The organism is Alloalcanivorax xenomutans (assembly GCF_900217905.1).
Lineage (GTDB): Bacteria > Pseudomonadota > Gammaproteobacteria > Pseudomonadales > Alcanivoracaceae > Alloalcanivorax > Alloalcanivorax xenomutans.
Genome location: NZ_OBMO01000003.1, coordinates 29,097 through 44,856 on the forward strand (window position 1 = coordinate 29,097; position 15,760 = coordinate 44,856).

Genomic DNA, 15,760 nt, shown 5'->3' on the forward strand with positions numbered 1-15,760 from the left:
TCTCCTATGGAAGAAGCGTTATTCTTGGGGCATTAAACTAACCGTACAATTTAAGCTTTTATACTATTAGCAGGACTAACAGAATGAGCCCGGTAAAATCTCTGGCCCGTACTCGGCATGAGCTTGCGGAGTTCGTGCGACAACGTCGTGAGCGTGTGACGCCGGCGGAAGTGGGGCTGCCTTCCGGACCACGCCGCCGCACTCCGGGATTACGCCGGGAAGAGGTGGCGGCACTCGCCGGTGTCGGCATCACCTGGTATACGTGGTTCGAGCAGGGCAGGGATATCAATGTCTCGGAAACCTTTCTCCTCAACCTGTCCCGGGTGCTGAAGCTGGATGACGAGGACTGCTGCCATCTGTTTATGCTGGCGCAGCAGCGGCCGCCGGCCTACGAGGCCCGCCAGGCCACCGCGGTTTCCCGGTTAACCCAAGCGGTCCTGGATCAGCTCGCACCTTGCCCCGCCTATGTAATGAATTTGCGCTGGGACCTGGTGGCCTGGAACCAGTCCGCCGATCATTGGTTCCGGTTGAACGAGCGCGCCGACACCGAGCGCAACCTGCTGCGTCTGGTATTTCGTGACGACGTCCTGCGAGAACGAATGCCGGACTGGGAGCGGGATGCGCGGAAGCTGTTGGCGAACTTCCGTTGCGATCTGGCGGTGGCGCCGGAGGACCCGACAATGACGGCGTTTGTCGATGAAATGAGACGGTTGTCCGAGCCGTTCCGGCATTGGTGGGACGAGCCGGACCGGCAGGGCTATCAACGTGGCATCAGCCGTCTGACAGGGGACGATGGCCGGGTGCGATCACTACGGCATGAGATGCTGATCGTGGACGAACACCTTCATTTACGCATGCTGGTATATTTTGAAGATGAGGCCGGGAACGGTGTCGGCGACACCGCGCCCCGGGGGAACTAGGAATCGTTGTATTCCTGAATTTTCATTTTACCTAATTGCGACATGTGCACTTCGTCCGGACCGTCGGCGATGCGCACGAACCGGTTCAGAGTAAAGAAGTGCGCGATCGGTGTATCGTCGCTGACCCCCATGCCACCATGGGCCTGGATGGCGCGGTCGGTCACGTTCTGTGCCATCTGTGGCGCCACCACTTTGATTGCCGCGATCAGATCCTTGGCGTCCTTGTTGCCGTATTTGTCCATGCGGTCAGCGGCTTTCAGTGTTAGCAGGCGGGCTTGCTCGATATCGCAGAAAGAGCGGGCAATGTCCTGGCGGATACTGCTTTGCTCGGACAGTTTGCGACCGAACGCCACTCGATTCTCCACCCGGCGGGCCATGATTTCGAGGCTGCGCTGAGCCTGGCCAATCGAGCGCATGCAATGGTGAATGCGGCCCGGGCCGAGTCGGCCCTGGGCGATTTCAAAGCCGCGTCCCTCGCCCAGAATCAGATTGCGTTTGGGAATACGCACATTCTCCAGGCGCAGCTCCGCTTCACCACCCGGTGAATTGAGACTGCCGAATACCGTCAGATTGCGGACGATGTGAATCCCCGGCGTGTCGCGGGGAATGATCACGGTGGACTGTTGCTGGTGGCGAGGCGCGTCGGGGTCGGTTTTTCCCATTAATAACAGCACCTTACAGCGCGGATCCATGATGCCGGAGATCCACCACTTGCGGCCATTGATGACGTAGTCGTCACCGTCGGATTTGATTTCAGTTTCGATGTTGGTGGCGTCGGAGGAGGCCACCTGCGGTTCCGTCATCAGATAAGCGGAACGGATTTCTCCGTCCATCAGCGGCTTGAGCCATCGCTCCTGTTGTTCGGCATTGCCGTATTTTGCGAGCACTTCCATGTTGCCGGTGTCCGGGGCGGAGCAGTTGAACACCTCGGCGGACCAGGGAATTCGCCCCATGATTTCACACAGAGGCGCGTATTCCAGATTGCTGAGTCCGGGGCTGAGATCACCGTACTCCTTCGGCAGGAACAGATTCCACAGACCTTCGGCGCGGGCCTTTTCCTTCAGTTCCTCAAGTCCGGGCCAGGGTTGCCAGACCCTGGCCGGGTCGGTGACCCAGTCATGTTGTTCCTGTTCCCGTGGCGCGATATAGGTGTCCATGAAGCGCTGCAGGCGCGCCAGCAGCTCCAGGGTTTGTTCGGAATGATCGAAGTTCATGGAAGCTCCCCTTTTTTTGGGAAAAAGAGACTGGGAAAAGTGATTGGCAAAAGCGGAATCAGCCTGTCAGGACAGGATAAGTCCGCCGTCCACCACCAGGGTCTGGCCGCGAATGTAGTCCGCCAGCGGGGAAGCCAGAAACAGCGCGGCGCCGGCCATGTCCGCCGGAGTGCCGAGGCGTCCGGCGGGAATATTGGCCAGGGAAGCCTCCAGACGTTTGGGGTTTTCGGTGGTCACGGTGGTCAGCTTGGTGGCGACCAGGCCTGGAGCAATGCCGTTCACCGAGATGCCGTCGCTGGCCCAGGCTTCCCCAAGAGTCCGTACCAGGGCCACGGCGCCAGCCTTGGAAGCGTTGTAGGCGGGATTGCCGCGGGTGGAATGGAAGGCGGCGGTGGAACTGACCACGATCATGTTCCCCCGGCTTTCGTGCAGCATGGAATGGAACTTCATGGCACAGGCACGCAGGCTATCGAGGTTTACCGCGATCACTTTGTCCCAGCCTTCCCGCTCGAACTCACCGCGCCGATAGGCCACCGTGCCCTGACATTGAATCAGAATATCCAGTTGGGAGAAGGCCGGGGTGAGGCGTTCAATGGCGTCGATGTCGGAGACATCTACCTGGGAGTAGCCAAGGCCGTCAAGGTCGGATCCTTCGTCACCAGCGTAGTCGCTGGCGCTGGCACGAGTACCCCAGACGTGCACATCGGCGCCGCGCCGGCGGAAAGCCTGAGCGATCCCGTTGCCGATACCACTGGAGCCGCCCACCACCAAAACGGTTTTCCCGCTGAAATCCAGATCGTTCATATCGTTCTCCACATTATTCCGGAATGATTGTTCCGAGATGAAGGCCGCGCTCAGGAGATCCAGCCCAGGGCGCGCTCGAACAGCGTAATGGTGCGGTTATGCAGGCGCTCGCCGGTTTCCATCGGGGCCTTGCCGGCACAGGCCCGCGCGTAGGTGCCTTCCAGGATCAGGCCGAGCTTGTAGCATGCCAGTACGCCGTACCATTCGATGTGGCTGAGGTCGCGATCGCTGCGGGCGCGGTAATGTTCGATCATTGCTTGCCGGCCAGGGAAGGCCGTGCCCAGGGTGTCGCCTTTCTGATTGATCCGCAGATCCAGATGGTCCGGTGTGGTGGCCAGGAGCCAGCCAAGGTCGATAAGCGGATCGCCGATGGTGGTCAGTTCCCAGTCGACAATGGCGGCCAGTTCCGGACGTTCATGGCAGTAAAGCACGTTGGCGAGATGGTAGTCGCCATGAATGATGCCGGGCTGAAACGTATCGGGCCGATGACGTTCCAACCATTGTCCGACGCGATCCACGCCGGGAATACCACCGGCGCCGGGCCATTCGGCAAACGCCTGATAGCTCTCCAGCTGTGCGCGCCAGCGGGGTACCTGCCGCTGCAGAAAACCCTCGGGCTTGCCGAAGCCACTCAGTCCGACTTTTTCGTAATCCACCGCGCCGAGGGCAGTGATCCCTTCCACCAGGGACAGGCCCATGCGGTGCACCCAGTCGGAGCTGGTGCCGTGGGACTCGGGAAAATCGCAGGTGGCGTTGAAGCCATCGATGGGCTCCATCAAATAGAACGAAACACCAATCACGTCTTCCTCGGGGCAGGCGGCGAGCAAGCGGGGATGAGGCACCTTGGTATCGGACAGCGCGGCGAGTAGGCGCATCTCCCGCCGCATGGTGTCGTTGGAATTGGCGCGTAGATGGCGGGGCGGGCGGCGCAGAACATAGTCCTTGCCATCACGTTGGAAGCGCAGCAGCAGGTTCTGGGTGCCGCCGGCCAGCGGCAGGGGATTCTCGATACCGCCTATGCCCAGACCCTGCTGTTCCATCCAGGTGTTCAGTGCCCGCAGATCGACGAGCGATTGCCAGTCCTTCATTCCGCACCCACCGTTGTTCTGGTTATGAGTCAACAGAGTAGCAGTGTCTCGGCGGTGGGCGGCATCGTCGGAAGCGACGAAGCTGTTCTTCCGGCCTTGGAGATATAAATTCGGAGGTAGCTACAAGGCCCCTGATGGAGGGAAATCAGCCCGCCGCGGCGATCAAGCGACGGGCTCGTTGAATCACAGGCTCATCCACCATCTGTCCGTCCAACTGGAAAGTGGCACCGTGTTCGGCGACACCGTCCACCACTCGACGGGCCCACTCCAGTTGCTCGCTGGTGGGGGAAAAGGCCCGCCGCACCGGTTCGATCTGCCCGGGATGAATGCAGAGCATGCCGGTAAATCCCATTTGCGCGGCACGCAGTGCGACTGCCGCGACTTTCTCCGTGTTACGGAAATCGGGCTCCACGCTTTCCACCGGTCCGGCAAGACCGTTCAGCCGGCTGTGCAGGATCAGTTGAGCACGACACTGGTCCAGGATGGTGACGGCACCTTCGCTGCCGGCTTCGGCACCCAGATCCAGACTCAGATCCAAGGCCCCAAAGGTGAGCCGTTCGATGCCATCGCAGGCGGCGATGTGTGGAATGTTGATCACGCCACGTACGCTTTCCACCAGTGGCCATAGCGCCTTGCCATCGATGCGGGCGCGCTGAACATCCCCGGCGCTTTCGGTCTTCGGCAGCATGATGCCGTGCACCGCATCGGCTTGGGAGCACAGGGCAATATCTGCTTCGAAGTGATCCGTGCTGGCGCCATTCATGCGCACGAACAAGGGCGTCGTGGCTTGCTCGAGGAAATCGGCCAGGGCGCGGCGAGCTTCGGCTTTGTCCGCCTCGGCCACCGCATCTTCAAGATCGATGATCACCAGGTCCGCGCCGCTGGCCTGGGCCTTGGCCACCCGCTCCAGACGGGTGGCGGGCACGAACAGCATGGTGCGGGCATCACGGGACGCTCTCAAGGCCATTCAGATTACTCCCGCCTGTTGGAACTGTTCGATATCGCCGTCATCGTAACCCAGCTCGGCGAGAATAGCCGCGCTGTGCTCGCCCAGGTCCGGCACGGCGTCCATACGCGGCTGAAACGCATTGCTGGCTCCGGGAGGCAGTAATGCCGGCAATGGCCCCCTGGGGCTGCCGATCTCGGTCCAGCGTTGCCGGGCGGCTAGTTGCGGGTGCCGCCAGACTCCATGCATGTCGTTGACATGAGCATTGGCGATGCGCGCATCATCGAGGCGGCGAATCACTTCCTCGGCATCCAATTCCGCGAAGACACCCAGGATCAGTGACTTCAGTGCTGCCCGGTTATGGACCCGTTGGGAATTGGAGGCAAAACGTTCATCGTCGGCCAGCTCGGCCTGTAGCAGGACTTGTTCGCAGAACACACGCCATTCCCGCTCATTCTGCAGTCCCAGCATCACGGTGCCGCCATCGCCGGTGTCGAATGGGCCGTAAGGATAGATAGTAGCGTGGGCGGCGCCAGTGCGCGGCGGCGGTTCGGCGCCTTCGAACGCGTAGTAGAGCGGGTAGTTCATCCACTCCACCAGACTCTCCAGCATGGAAACGTCGATACGGCTGCCTTTGCCGGTGCTCTGGCGCAGCAGCAGAGCGTTGAGGATATGAGTGTAGGCGTACATACCAGCGGAAATGTCGGCGATGGAACAACCGGCCTTGGCCATGTCGTCCGGGGTGCCGGTGACGGACAGGAAGCCGCCCTCACTCTGGATCAACAGATCGTAAGCTTTCTTGTCCTGGTAAGGGCCGCCTTCGCCGTAACCGGAGATGTCGCAAACGATCAGTTTTGGGAAGCGCTCGTGCAGTGCTTCGAACGACAGTCCGAGGCGGGCGGCGGCGCCGGGAGCCAGGTTCTGCACCAGCACGTCGGCTTGTTCAAGCAGGCGTTGCAGTACCGGGGTGGCGGTATCGTGCTTCAGATCCAGCGTCAGACTTTCCTTGGAGCGGTTGGTCCAAACGAAATGGGAGGCCAGACCGTGGACCCGTTCGTCATAGCCACGGGCGAAGTCGCCGACGCCGGGGCGCTCTACCTTGATCACCCGCGCGCCCATATCCGCCAGCTGGCGGGTACAAAACGGCGCGGCGATGGCATGCTCCAGGCTGACCACGGTAATGCCGTCCAGGGGCCGGGGAGAAGCGGTGGTACTCATTCTTGTGCTCCTACAGCTGCGATGGGCGCTTTCTCTGGCAAAGGCAGGTCGGCGGCCCTGGGACGCGGGGTAACCCCGCGTCCTCACGGTTCAAATCAGGGGAGTGACGTTGTCGGCGTCATGCAGTGTCCAGACACGCTCGATGACGGTGCCCATGGCGTCCTCGGAAAGGGTGCCGGCGAAACGCGCCAGCCGACGGAATTTATCTTCCAATTCCGCCCGGTTCAGCGTATTGCCTGGGTCACCTTTGGGTTCATCGATGCTGCCGTGCAGGGTACGGCCATCTCTGGTGACCACATCCACCCGGCCGAGCCAGCGCGCCGGGTAGGCCCCGTCCACTTCGGCGTCCAGCTGCATTGTGACCTTGTCACGAAACGCGGCGACCGCGGCATCGTCCAGTGGGATCTGGTGAAACTCCGACAGACCGGCATGGCCGTGCAGCGCAATCAGGCCCAGCACCGTTCCCATGGAGAACTTGGCCTGGTGGATAGTGGCCGGAATGTCCACGCGGCCGAGTACATCGATGGCGCCCTGGTGCACCCGGGCGGTGACGGATTCGATGTCATCCGCCTTGAGATCGTGCTCCCGCATGACCGCCAGCAGGGCATCCGCCGCCGGGTGAGTATGGCGGCAGGATGCGTGGAACTTGAACGAGGTTTCCGACAGCGCCCAGCGTTCGCCGAGGCGATCATTGAGAAAACGGGCATCGGCGTCCCGGGACAAGCCGGCGGCGAGCCCCTGATCGCCTTCGAGGATATTGCGTGCTCCGGTCAGCCCATCGGCGGTGAGACAGGCGGCCAGCACGCCATCCGCCGCTGCCTTGGCGGTGTGCAGTTGTTTGGAGTCGGCGGCGTCGCGCAGGAATTCCCATAAGCCCGAGGCCTGGGTGCCGGCACTGCCGAGAAGGTTGATGAAACCGTCCCGGTCCAGTCCCAGAATTTTGCCGGCGGCCACCGCCGCCGCCAAGGTGCCGACGGTACCGGTGGTATGGAAGATGCGGTAGTGGGAGCGGCCGAGAAATTCGCCGATGCGAATGCCGGCCTCGTAGCCGGCCACCGAGGCGACGATCAGATCACGACCGCTTCCGCCCTGTTCCTGAGCCATCGCCAGGGCGGCGGGAAATACCACCGTGGCCGGGTGCAGTACCGAGCTGTTGTGTAGATCGTCCTGTTCCACCACATGGGAAGCGGCGCCGTTGACCAGCGCGGCGAAGTAGGCGGAAGTGTTGGTGCCGTCCACCAGATTCTGGACAGCACCGGAAGCGGGGCCCATGCGCCGTGCATAGCCAGCGAACAGCGGGATAGGGTGTTGACCGCTGCCGGCGATCAAGGATCCCAGCCAGTCGAGGAACAGATCCTCGGTGCGGGCCACCACCGCTTCCGGCAGGTCCTCATAGCGCAGCTCGGCGAGAAACGAGGCCAGGGCCCGGGTTGCGTCGCTCATGTTCGCTCCTTAGAAGGACCGTGGCAGTTCGAGCAGGTGCTCGGCCACGTAAGAGAGAATCAGATTGGTGGAAATCGGAGCCACCTGATACAGGCGGGTTTCACGGAATTTCCGTTCCACGTCGTATTCGCAGGCGAAGCCGAAACCGCCGTGGGTTTGCAAGCACACGTTGGCGGCTTCCCAGGACGCCTTGGCCGCCAGGTATTTGGCCATGTTGGCGGCGGCGCCGGCATTGAGGCCGGAATCGTATTGTTCACAGGCACGCCAGCGCATCAGGTCGGCGGCCTCCACTTCGATGTGCGCTTCGGCAATGGGAAACTGAATGCCCTGGTTCTTGCCGATCGGGCGGCCGAACACTTCCCGGTCACGGGCATAGCGGCTGGCCTTGTCGATGAACCAGCGGCCATCGCCGATGCACTCCGCGGCGATCAGCGTGCGCTCGGCGTTGAGGCCATCCAGGATATAGCGGAAGCCTTTGCCTTCCTCGCCGATCAGCGCCTCGGCGGGAATTTCCAGATTGTCGAAGAACAACTCATTGGTGACGTGATGCACCATGTTGGCGATCGGCTGGACCGTCATGCCATTGCCGATGGCCTGGTGCAGATCCACCAGAAAGATGGACATGCCATCGGTTTTTTTCTTCACCTGATCCAGCGGAGTGGTGCGCGCCAGCAGGATCATCAGGTCGGAATGCTGAATACGGGAGATCCAGACTTTCTGACCGTTGATGACATAACGGTCGCCCTTGCGCACCGCGGTGGTCTTGATCTTGGTGGTGTCGGTCCCGGTGGTCGGTTCGGTGACCCCCATGGACTGCAGGCGCAGCTCGCCGCGGGCGATACGTGGCAAATAGTGATCCTTTTGCTCGGCGGAGCCGTTACGCAGCAGCGTGAACATGTTGTACATCTGGCCGTGCACGGTGCCGGAGTTGCCGCCACAGCGATTCACTTCTTCCAGTATCACCGAGGCTTCCGCCAACCCCAGACCGGAACCGCCATACTCCTCCGGGATCATCGCCGCCAGCCATCCGGCCTGAGTCAGTGCGGTAACAAACTCTTCCGGGAAGTCCTGTCGCTCATCGACGCCACGCCAATAAGCGTCGTCGAACCCGGCGCACAGGCCGCGTACACCGTCACGAATGGCATCCAGGGCTTCTTTATCGTACTGAATCATTAACGGGTCTCCTCGAATTCAACTTCACCGACATGGGCCTGGCCCTGTTCGTTGCCGGCCATGACCCGGGCAACCCCGGGGGACTCAATAACACCACCGACCTGAAAAGGCTCAGGTGCGATCAACGGACGCATGCCCCGATAGCGGAATACCTTGGCGACCTTGTCCGGATTGGACTGGACAAACGCTCGCATCACCAGGGTGGCGATCAGGGGTCCGTGTACCACCAGGCCCGGATAGCCTTCCTCTCCGGTGGTGTAGGGCCAGTCGTAATGGATGCGGTGGGAATTGAAGGTCACCGCGGAATAACGGAACAACAGGGTGGCTTCCGGTTTGATGGTATCGGCCCACTGCAGCTCCGGCATGGGCTCACCGATGGAGGCCTTCAGCGGTACCGGTTCACGGTACACGATGTCCTGTCGCTCGCTCACTTTCTCCTCGTCGTCCTGAAGGTAGCGGTGCCGAACGGTAATGAAGGTGAGCGAGCCACTGCGGCCGTGTTTTTCCTTGATGTCCTCGATCCGGCTGTGTCGCCGCGCCGGCACCCCTGCGCGCAACGGGCTGTTGAAACGCACCTCGCCGCCGGCCCACATACGTTGGCAGTCGCGAATCGGTGGCAGGAAATCACCGGGGAGGGGATGGCCATCCGGCCCCAGGGTGTCCATGCCGGAAACCGGTTGAAAGAATGCCCACTGCCACAGATGGGGAAGGGCGTCTCCGGTGCTCAGGGGGGCGCCGCCAAGTGTGGCGGTCACCCGGGCCAGGGCGTGAAGGTCCAGACTGTCGTCCTGGATCTGCTCCTTGCCCAGCCACTTATTCGCGTTATCCAAGGCCATGCGCAGGCTCCGCAATAGATAAAACAGGCATATGAAAAAGAAATCGGGCTACCCGTTGGGCTCGGGAGGGGAGTCACATCAAGAGAAGGAACCGATTTGCTTTTGTATACGGTATACAGTATACATTGATCACGCAACAGGAAAGCGAGCCTGTCGTTCTTTGATTTCGGCGGGTTTGGCGAAAAACTACAGACGCGTGGTAAGGGTTCTCTGCCTGTGTCGGATTTGGCCAAGAAGGAGAGCATCCATTCCGCGTCACGCCGCTCCGGTGGGCGGTGGCATAAAGATCCTGAATACAAATACTGATGGTGGGCCGGCTCAGGCTGGTTCCACGGCGGAGGATAGTGATGAATATCCGGTTTGACGGCTCGGCGATGACCACCAGTCATACCATTTCCATTCATCATGTGGAGCAAATGCTGGCGGGTGCGTGCCGACACGGAGTGGACCCGGAGCCGGTGATGCAGCGTGCCGGGATCCCGGTGCGGTTGCTGAAATCACCATTGTCCCGTGTCTCCCAGGACCAATACGCGCGGCTGATGTACCTGTTGAGACGTGATCTTCGCGATGAATTCTTCGGTCTGTGCAGCCACCCGGTGCCATTGGGGGCCTTCGCTCATATGTGCCAGGACCTGATCCAGTGCGAAACCCTTGGCGATGCCTTGCGTCGGGGCTTCACGTTTTACCATTTATTGTTGAAGGATTTCGTGCCACGTTTGGTGGTGCAAGGGGAAACCGCCCATGTCTGTGTGCGTGACCAGGGTGACGAGCCCGCCTGTCTGAGCTATGCCAAACGCATGTTTATGTTCTTTACCTGGGGCGTGTCGTCCTGGCTGGCGGCAAGACGGATTCCCTTGCAACAAGTCAGCTATCAGGACATGGGCGATGGCAAAAGCAACCGTATCCATTTGATTTTCGACGCGCCATTGAAGGCCAACGACAACTGCTTCGGCTTCACCTTCGAATCGCGTTGGCTGGAGTTGCCGGTAGTGCAGAACCGCTTGAGTCTGACCTCCTTTCTGCGTCAGGCACCGGCCAACCTGTTGGTGCGTTATCGGGACGAAACCTCTTGCAGCGAGCGGATTCGGCGGCTGCTGCGCCGTCATCTGAGTTCTGGATTGCCAACACTGGAAGAAGTCGGTTCGGTGCTGGGGATGACGCCGCAAACCGTACGCCGGCGCCTGCGTGATGAAGGCCAGTGTTATCAAGGGCTGAAGGACAACCTGCGTTGCGATGCGGCGATCGAGTATCTGTCGCGTCCGGACCTGAATCTGGTGGACGTGGCATCAAAACTGGGTTTTTCCGAACTGAGTACCTTCCATCGCGCCTTCAAGAAATGGACCGGTCTGCCGCCGGGTGAATACCGCTATACCCGCCTGAAGGCGGCCCGCCCCTATCTGAATATGCAATGAAGACATGCGATGCGTGGAGCGGGCTTGGCCGAATCCATCACCGCTGTCGGTGTGCGGGCGCTCTGGAGAGCGGAATGGCCAATGGTTTTGATGGTGATGGCCATTGGTCGTGCAGCGGCCCTTGGGCATGCTGAGTACAACAAAAACAGCCAACGGCGTGGTTAAGCACCTGCGAAGCGTGTGATGGACTCTCGCCGAGGAGAATACCAATGACACAGTGGCAGTCCGCCTGGATTGATGACGAACTGAGAATTTTTCAGGATTCCGTACGCAAGATTTTCGAGCGCGAGTTCGTGCCCCAGGAGGAAAAATGGCGCAAGCAGCGTCACCCGGATCGTGAGGTCTGGCCCAAACTTGGTGAGCTGGGCCTGTTGTGTGCCAGTATCCCGTCCGAGTACGGCGGTGGCGGCGGCACCTTCGCCCATGAGGCCGTGATCTGCATGGAGCAGGCCCGCGCTCAGGTGAGCAGCTTCAGCATCAGCGTGCATAGCGGCATCGTGTCTCACTACATTCTCAATTACGGCACCGAGGAGCAGCGCAAGAAATGGCTGCCGCAATTGGCCAGTGGCCAGCGGGTCGCCGCCATCGCCATGAGTGAACCGGGAGCCGGCTCTGATTTACAGGCGGTGCGGACCACCGCGCTCCGTGATGGTGATGAGTATGTGATTAACGGCTCCAAAACCTTTATCACCAACGGCTATCACGCCGAATTGATCTGTGTGGTGGCGAAAACCGATACCCAGGCCAAGGGCAGCCGCGGTATTTCCCTGGTAATGGTGGAAACGGAAAAAGTCAGCGGTTTTCGCCGTGGGCGCATCCTGGAAAAAATCGGCCAGAAAGGGCAGGACACCGCGGAGCTGTTTTTCGATGACGTGCGCGTACCAGCGGAAAATGTCCTGGGCGGTGCCGAGGGCAAGGGTTTCGTGCAACTGATGGAGCAACTGCCGCGCGAGCGCATGTTCATCGCCGTGGGCGCCGTGGCCACCATGCAGAAGGCCATTGATGAGACCACTGCTTATGTGAAGGATCGCAAGGTGTTTGGTCAGCGCCTTATGGATATGCAGAACACTCGTTTCAAATTGGCGGAGTGTCAGACCCAGGCGACGGTGGCGCGCTGTTTCGTCGATGATTGTGTCTACAAAGTGATCCGTGGCGAGCTGGACGTGCCCACCGCCGCCATGGCGAAGTGGTGGACCACGCAGTTGAACTGCCAGATCATCGATGAATGTCTGCAATTGCATGGCGGCTACGGTTACATGGAAGAGTATCCGATCTCGCGGATGTACACCGATGCCCGGGTGGGCAAGATCTATGGCGGTGCCAACGAGATCATGAAGGAAATCATCGCCCGTTCCATGGATCAATGACGGGAGCGCATCGATGACCTCTCCTCATCTGTCCTTCTATCCGAAAGGGTTGCCCGAGCGGATTCGCGCTCCGCAAACCACTCTGGTGGATAACCTGCGTATTTCCGCTTTGCGTTACCCGGACCGGCCTGCGTTGGTGTTTTACAACGGCGTGCTGAGCTATGGCGATCTGCAGAGGGACGTGCGATGCATGGCTGGTTATCTGCAGCAAGAATGTGGTGTGGCCAAGGGCGATCGCGTATTGCTCTACACTCAGAACTGTCCGCAGTTCACCGTTGCCTTCTATGCGGTGATGTCGCTGGGGGCGGCGGTAGTGCCGGTAAACGCCATGAGCACTCATGAGGAGCTGGCCTATTACTTCGAAAATAGCGGCGCCCGTCTGGCATTCTGTGCCGCCGACCTGTACAGCAATCTGCGCCCCTGTGTGGATAGTGGCCTGGTTACCCGGGTGATTCTGCATCAGTACCGGGATTACCTTAGCGATCCGCGAGATCCGCTGGTTCCTGGCTGGATCGCGGTGGCGCAGGAAGAAGTGACGGACCCGGCGGTGGTGACCTGGGCTGAAGCCCTTGCCGCGGAACAGACTCCGATGCCGGCGGCTTTTGACGCTGATCAGATGTGTGTGCTGCCTTACACCTCCGGCACCACCGGTCACCCCAAGGGCTGCATCCATACCCACCGCACCCTGGGATACGCTATTTATTCCTCGTCGTTGTGGCGTGCCCTCAATGCCGAATCGGTGTTTCTGTCGGTGGCGCCGATGTTCCACATGCTGGGCCTGCAAAGTGGTATGAACATGCCGATTCTGCTCGGCGCTACCACGGTGATACTGCCGCGCTGGGATCGGGATATGGCGGCACGGCTGATCGACCAATGGGGTGTCAGTGTGTGGGGCGCGCCGCCGGCGATGATCATCGACTTTTTCGCCAAGCCGGATATCGCCGATTATGACCTGTCGCGCCTGAGCTTGATCTTTGGCGGCGGCGCGGCGATGCCGGAGGCGGTATCGCGGACCTTGAAGGAAGATCACGGGATCGCGTTCAACGAATCCTATGGTCTGACCGAGACCTCCGCTTTTTTGCATGCCAACCCCGTGCACCGTAACAAACGCCAGTGTCTGGGGGTGCCCACCTTTGGCGTGGATTCCCGTGTGGTCGATCCGGAAACTCTGGAGCCCTTGCCGCTGGGCGAAGTGGGTGAGCTGATCACCAGCGGACCACAGGTAATGGAAGGGTATTGGCATAACGACGAGGCCAATCGTGAGTCCTTTCTTGAACGCGATGGGCGCCGCTTTTTTCGTACCGGTGACCTGGCCTGTATCGATGAGGATGGCTACTTCTTCATGAAGGACAGGCTCAAGCGCATGATCAACGTGTCCGGCTACAAAGTGTGGCCGGCGGAAGTGGAAAATTTCATGTATGACCATCCGGCGGTTCAGGAGGCCTGTGTCATCGGCGTGCCGGACAGCCGTCGCGGTGAAGTGGTCATGGCGATTCTGGTTGTCAAGGACCGCTACCGCGGCCAGGTTACCGAAGAACAGGTGATCGACTGGGCGCGGGAAAAAATGGCGGTGTACAAAGCGCCCCGCCGGGTGGAATTCGTCGATGCCTTACCGAAGTCCGGCGCTGGCAAGATCCTCTGGCGTCAGTTACAGGACGAACAACGGGCTTTGGTTGGCGACGGTGATGTTATGGCGGCCGGGGACGCATGATCGGACGAGTCGCCGGGTGGCCTTTCCACCGGGCTGGCGGTAATTACGAGGAGAGCAAACATGGTTAACCAAGAGGGTGGCGTGCAGGCCATCTATCAAGCGGCTCTGGATCAGGGGCGTTTCGAAATTCAACGCTGCAATGACTGTGGGGATGCGATTTTTTTTCCACGTGAACTTTGCCCCGGTTGTGGCAGTGGCGACCTGTCCTGGTTCAGCCCCAGCGGCAAGGGGACGGTCTATGCGGTGACCACGGTGCGGCGCAAACCGGAAGCCGGTGGTGACTACAACGTCTCTTTGATAGATCTTGAAGAAAACGTCCGGCTGATGAGCCGGATTGAAAACGCGGCCCCGGAAGAGGTGAAAATCGGCATGGCGGTGAAGGCCCGGGTGACGGTAAACGAGGGGCATGGCCTGTTGGTGTTTCATGCGATGGAAGGAGCGGCACAATGAGCGGTGATCTGAATAATTTGCGCGGCAAATTCGCCATCGCTGGTGTGGCGACCTTCGGTTGTGGCGAGGCGCCGGGTTATACCGACATGGAGCTGCTGGCTCAGGCCGCGCGTCTGGCGGTGGCCGATGCCGGCCTGACAATGAAGGATATCGACGGTCTGTGCACCGCCAGTGCCTCATCCACCATGTGGTCGATGCCGGTGGTGGAGTACCTGGGAATTCGTCCCCGTTTCATCGACGCCACCATGATCGGCGGGTCCAGTTTCATCGCCCACCTGATGCCGGCGATGCAAGCGCTGGAGTCCGGTCAGTGTGACGCGGTACTGGTGGCCTACGGCAGCGCCCAGCGCACCTCCACATTGAGCCGCAAGGAAATTGGCAAGGCTCGCCTGCTGATGGACCCGCAACCCTACGAGCATCCTTATCAACCGATGCTGCCGATGTCCGCGTATGCGCTGGCGGCGTCACGCCACATGCATGAGTTCGGCACAACCCGCCGGCAATTGGCGCAAGTGGCGGTGTCGGCGCGCCAATGGGCGCGGAAGAATGCGGACGCGTTCATGCGTGATCCGCTGACCGTGGACGATGTGCTCAATTCGCGCATGGTGTCCGATCCACTGACCGTGCGTGATGCTTGCCTGGTCACCGATGGCGGCGGCGCTTACGTTTTGGTCCGCGCTGACCGCGCCCGCGATTTGCCGCAGCCGCCGGTGTATGTGCTCGGCCAGGGTACGGCGGTGTGGAATCGGCAAATCTCCAGCATGGCGGACCTGACCGTGACCGCCGCCACGCAATCCGGGCGTGACGCTTATGCCATGGCCGGAATGGGCCCCAAGGACATTGATGTGGCGGAGCTGTACGACGCCTTCACCATCAATACCTTGTTGTTCCTGGAAGACCTCGGCTTCTGTGCCAAGGGCGAAGCCGGCGCCTTCGTGGAGGAGGGGAACATATCCCCCGGTGGCAGCCTGCCGGTGAATACCAATGGCGGCGGCTTGTCCTGGGGGCACCCGGGGATGTACGGCATTTTCGCCGCCATCGAGGGCGTCCGTCAGTTGCGTGGTAACGCTGGAGACAGCCAGGTCGCCGGTGCGCAAACGGCGATTGTGCATGGCAACGGCGGTACGCTGTCCAGTCAATCCACCGCCATTCTGGGTACCGCCGCGGCGCTGTGAGGC

At 60.6% G+C, this 15,760-nt stretch carries 14 protein-coding genes; 6 read left to right on the forward strand and 8 right to left on the reverse strand.

Annotated features, from left to right (window positions below; translation table 11 throughout):
- The first annotated feature begins 83 nt into the window (after positions 1 to 83).
- Entirely contained in the window at positions 84 to 920 is an 837-nt protein-coding gene (locus tag CRO06_RS03070) for a helix-turn-helix transcriptional regulator (RefSeq protein WP_097057711.1), read from the forward strand.
- On the opposite strand, the gene CRO06_RS03075 is transcribed toward CRO06_RS03070, so the two are convergent.
- The 8 genes from CRO06_RS03075 to CRO06_RS03110 form a co-directional block, all read right to left on the reverse strand.
- Positions 917 to 2,134, reverse strand: coding sequence for an acyl-CoA dehydrogenase family protein (locus tag CRO06_RS03075; RefSeq protein WP_022996783.1), 1,218 nt, complete (start codon positions 2,132 to 2,134; stop codon positions 917 to 919). The two genes, CRO06_RS03070 and CRO06_RS03075, sit on opposite strands and share 4 nt — an antisense overlap.
- Positions 2,135 to 2,200: 66 nt before the next feature.
- Complete coding sequence (locus tag CRO06_RS03080; RefSeq protein WP_022996784.1) at positions 2,201 to 2,938, reverse strand: SDR family NAD(P)-dependent oxidoreductase; 738 nt, start codon at positions 2,936 to 2,938, stop codon at positions 2,201 to 2,203.
- A 50-nt stretch (positions 2,939 to 2,988) separates the two neighbouring features.
- Positions 2,989 to 4,026, reverse strand: coding sequence for a phosphotransferase family protein (locus tag CRO06_RS03085; protein WP_097057712.1), 1,038 nt, complete (start codon positions 4,024 to 4,026; stop codon positions 2,989 to 2,991).
- A gap of 145 nt (positions 4,027 to 4,171) precedes the next feature.
- A complete protein-coding gene (locus CRO06_RS03090) occupies positions 4,172 to 4,993 on the reverse strand; it encodes an HpcH/HpaI aldolase/citrate lyase family protein (protein WP_022996786.1) in 822 nt (273 codons plus the stop codon).
- A complete protein-coding gene (locus CRO06_RS03095; RefSeq protein ID WP_022996787.1) occupies positions 4,994 to 6,190 on the reverse strand; it encodes a CaiB/BaiF CoA transferase family protein in 1,197 nt (398 codons plus the stop codon).
- Positions 6,191 to 6,280: 90 nt separating this feature from the next.
- Complete coding sequence (locus CRO06_RS03100; RefSeq protein ID WP_026949925.1) at positions 6,281 to 7,633, reverse strand: MmgE/PrpD family protein; 1,353 nt, start codon at positions 7,631 to 7,633, stop codon at positions 6,281 to 6,283.
- 9 nt (positions 7,634 to 7,642) lie between these two features.
- Positions 7,643 to 8,806: an acyl-CoA dehydrogenase family protein gene (locus CRO06_RS03105; RefSeq protein WP_022996789.1), complete on the reverse strand. Its 1,164-nt coding sequence runs from the start codon at positions 8,804 to 8,806 to the stop codon at positions 7,643 to 7,645.
- Positions 8,806 to 9,642 (reverse strand): HTD2 family dehydratase, encoded by an 837-nt coding sequence (locus CRO06_RS03110; RefSeq protein WP_082439245.1) that lies wholly within the window; start codon positions 9,640 to 9,642, stop codon positions 8,806 to 8,808. Before CRO06_RS03110 ends, CRO06_RS03105 begins: the two co-directional genes overlap by 1 nt.
- Positions 9,643 to 9,989: 347 nt before the next feature.
- Between CRO06_RS03110 and CRO06_RS03115 the strand changes: the two genes are divergently transcribed.
- The 5 genes from CRO06_RS03115 (at position 9,990) to CRO06_RS03135 (ending at position 15,757) form a co-directional block, all read left to right on the forward strand.
- A complete protein-coding gene (locus tag CRO06_RS03115; protein WP_022996791.1) occupies positions 9,990 to 11,054 on the forward strand; it encodes an AraC family transcriptional regulator in 1,065 nt (354 codons plus the stop codon).
- Between the two features lie 209 nt (positions 11,055 to 11,263).
- Positions 11,264 to 12,421 carry an acyl-CoA dehydrogenase family protein gene (locus tag CRO06_RS03120; RefSeq protein WP_022996792.1) on the forward strand — a complete coding sequence of 386 codons (1,158 nt, stop codon included), beginning with the start codon at positions 11,264 to 11,266 and terminating at the stop codon, positions 12,419 to 12,421.
- 13 nt (positions 12,422 to 12,434) lie between these two features.
- Positions 12,435 to 14,132 (forward strand): long-chain-fatty-acid--CoA ligase, encoded by a 1,698-nt coding sequence (locus tag CRO06_RS03125; protein ID WP_026949922.1) that lies wholly within the window; start codon positions 12,435 to 12,437, stop codon positions 14,130 to 14,132.
- Positions 14,133 to 14,192: 60 nt separating this feature from the next.
- Entirely contained in the window at positions 14,193 to 14,582 is a 390-nt protein-coding gene (locus CRO06_RS03130; RefSeq protein WP_022996794.1) for a Zn-ribbon domain-containing OB-fold protein, read from the forward strand.
- Entirely contained in the window at positions 14,579 to 15,757 is a 1,179-nt protein-coding gene (locus CRO06_RS03135) for a thiolase (protein ID WP_097057713.1), read from the forward strand. The genes CRO06_RS03130 and CRO06_RS03135 overlap by 4 nt, the downstream gene beginning before the upstream one ends.
- Positions 15,758 to 15,760: the final 3 nt, after the last annotated feature.

Coding starts and splice junctions, on each gene's coding strand:
- CRO06_RS03070 (WP_097057711.1), top strand. CDS start 84: ATGAGCCCGGTAAAATCTCTGGCCCGTACTCGGCATGAGCTTGCGGAG.
- CRO06_RS03075 (WP_022996783.1), bottom strand. CDS start 2,134: ATGAACTTCGATCATTCCGAACAAACCCTGGAGCTGCTGGCGCGCCTG.
- CRO06_RS03080 (WP_022996784.1), bottom strand. CDS start 2,938: ATGAACGATCTGGATTTCAGCGGGAAAACCGTTTTGGTGGTGGGCGGC.
- CRO06_RS03085 (WP_097057712.1), bottom strand. CDS start 4,026: ATGAAGGACTGGCAATCGCTCGTCGATCTGCGGGCACTGAACACCTGG.
- CRO06_RS03090 (WP_022996786.1), bottom strand. CDS start 4,993: ATGGCCTTGAGAGCGTCCCGTGATGCCCGCACCATGCTGTTCGTGCCC.
- CRO06_RS03095 (WP_022996787.1), bottom strand. CDS start 6,190: ATGAGTACCACCGCTTCTCCCCGGCCCCTGGACGGCATTACCGTGGTC.
- CRO06_RS03100 (WP_026949925.1), bottom strand. CDS start 7,633: ATGAGCGACGCAACCCGGGCCCTGGCCTCGTTTCTCGCCGAGCTGCGC.
- CRO06_RS03105 (WP_022996789.1), bottom strand. CDS start 8,806: ATGATTCAGTACGATAAAGAAGCCCTGGATGCCATTCGTGACGGTGTA.
- CRO06_RS03110 (WP_082439245.1), bottom strand. CDS start 9,642: ATGGCCTTGGATAACGCGAATAAGTGGCTGGGCAAGGAGCAGATCCAG.
- CRO06_RS03115 (WP_022996791.1), top strand. CDS start 9,990: ATGAATATCCGGTTTGACGGCTCGGCGATGACCACCAGTCATACCATT.
- CRO06_RS03120 (WP_022996792.1), top strand. CDS start 11,264: ATGACACAGTGGCAGTCCGCCTGGATTGATGACGAACTGAGAATTTTT.
- CRO06_RS03125 (WP_026949922.1), top strand. CDS start 12,435: ATGACCTCTCCTCATCTGTCCTTCTATCCGAAAGGGTTGCCCGAGCGG.
- CRO06_RS03130 (WP_022996794.1), top strand. CDS start 14,193: ATGGTTAACCAAGAGGGTGGCGTGCAGGCCATCTATCAAGCGGCTCTG.
- CRO06_RS03135 (WP_097057713.1), top strand. CDS start 14,579: ATGAGCGGTGATCTGAATAATTTGCGCGGCAAATTCGCCATCGCTGGT.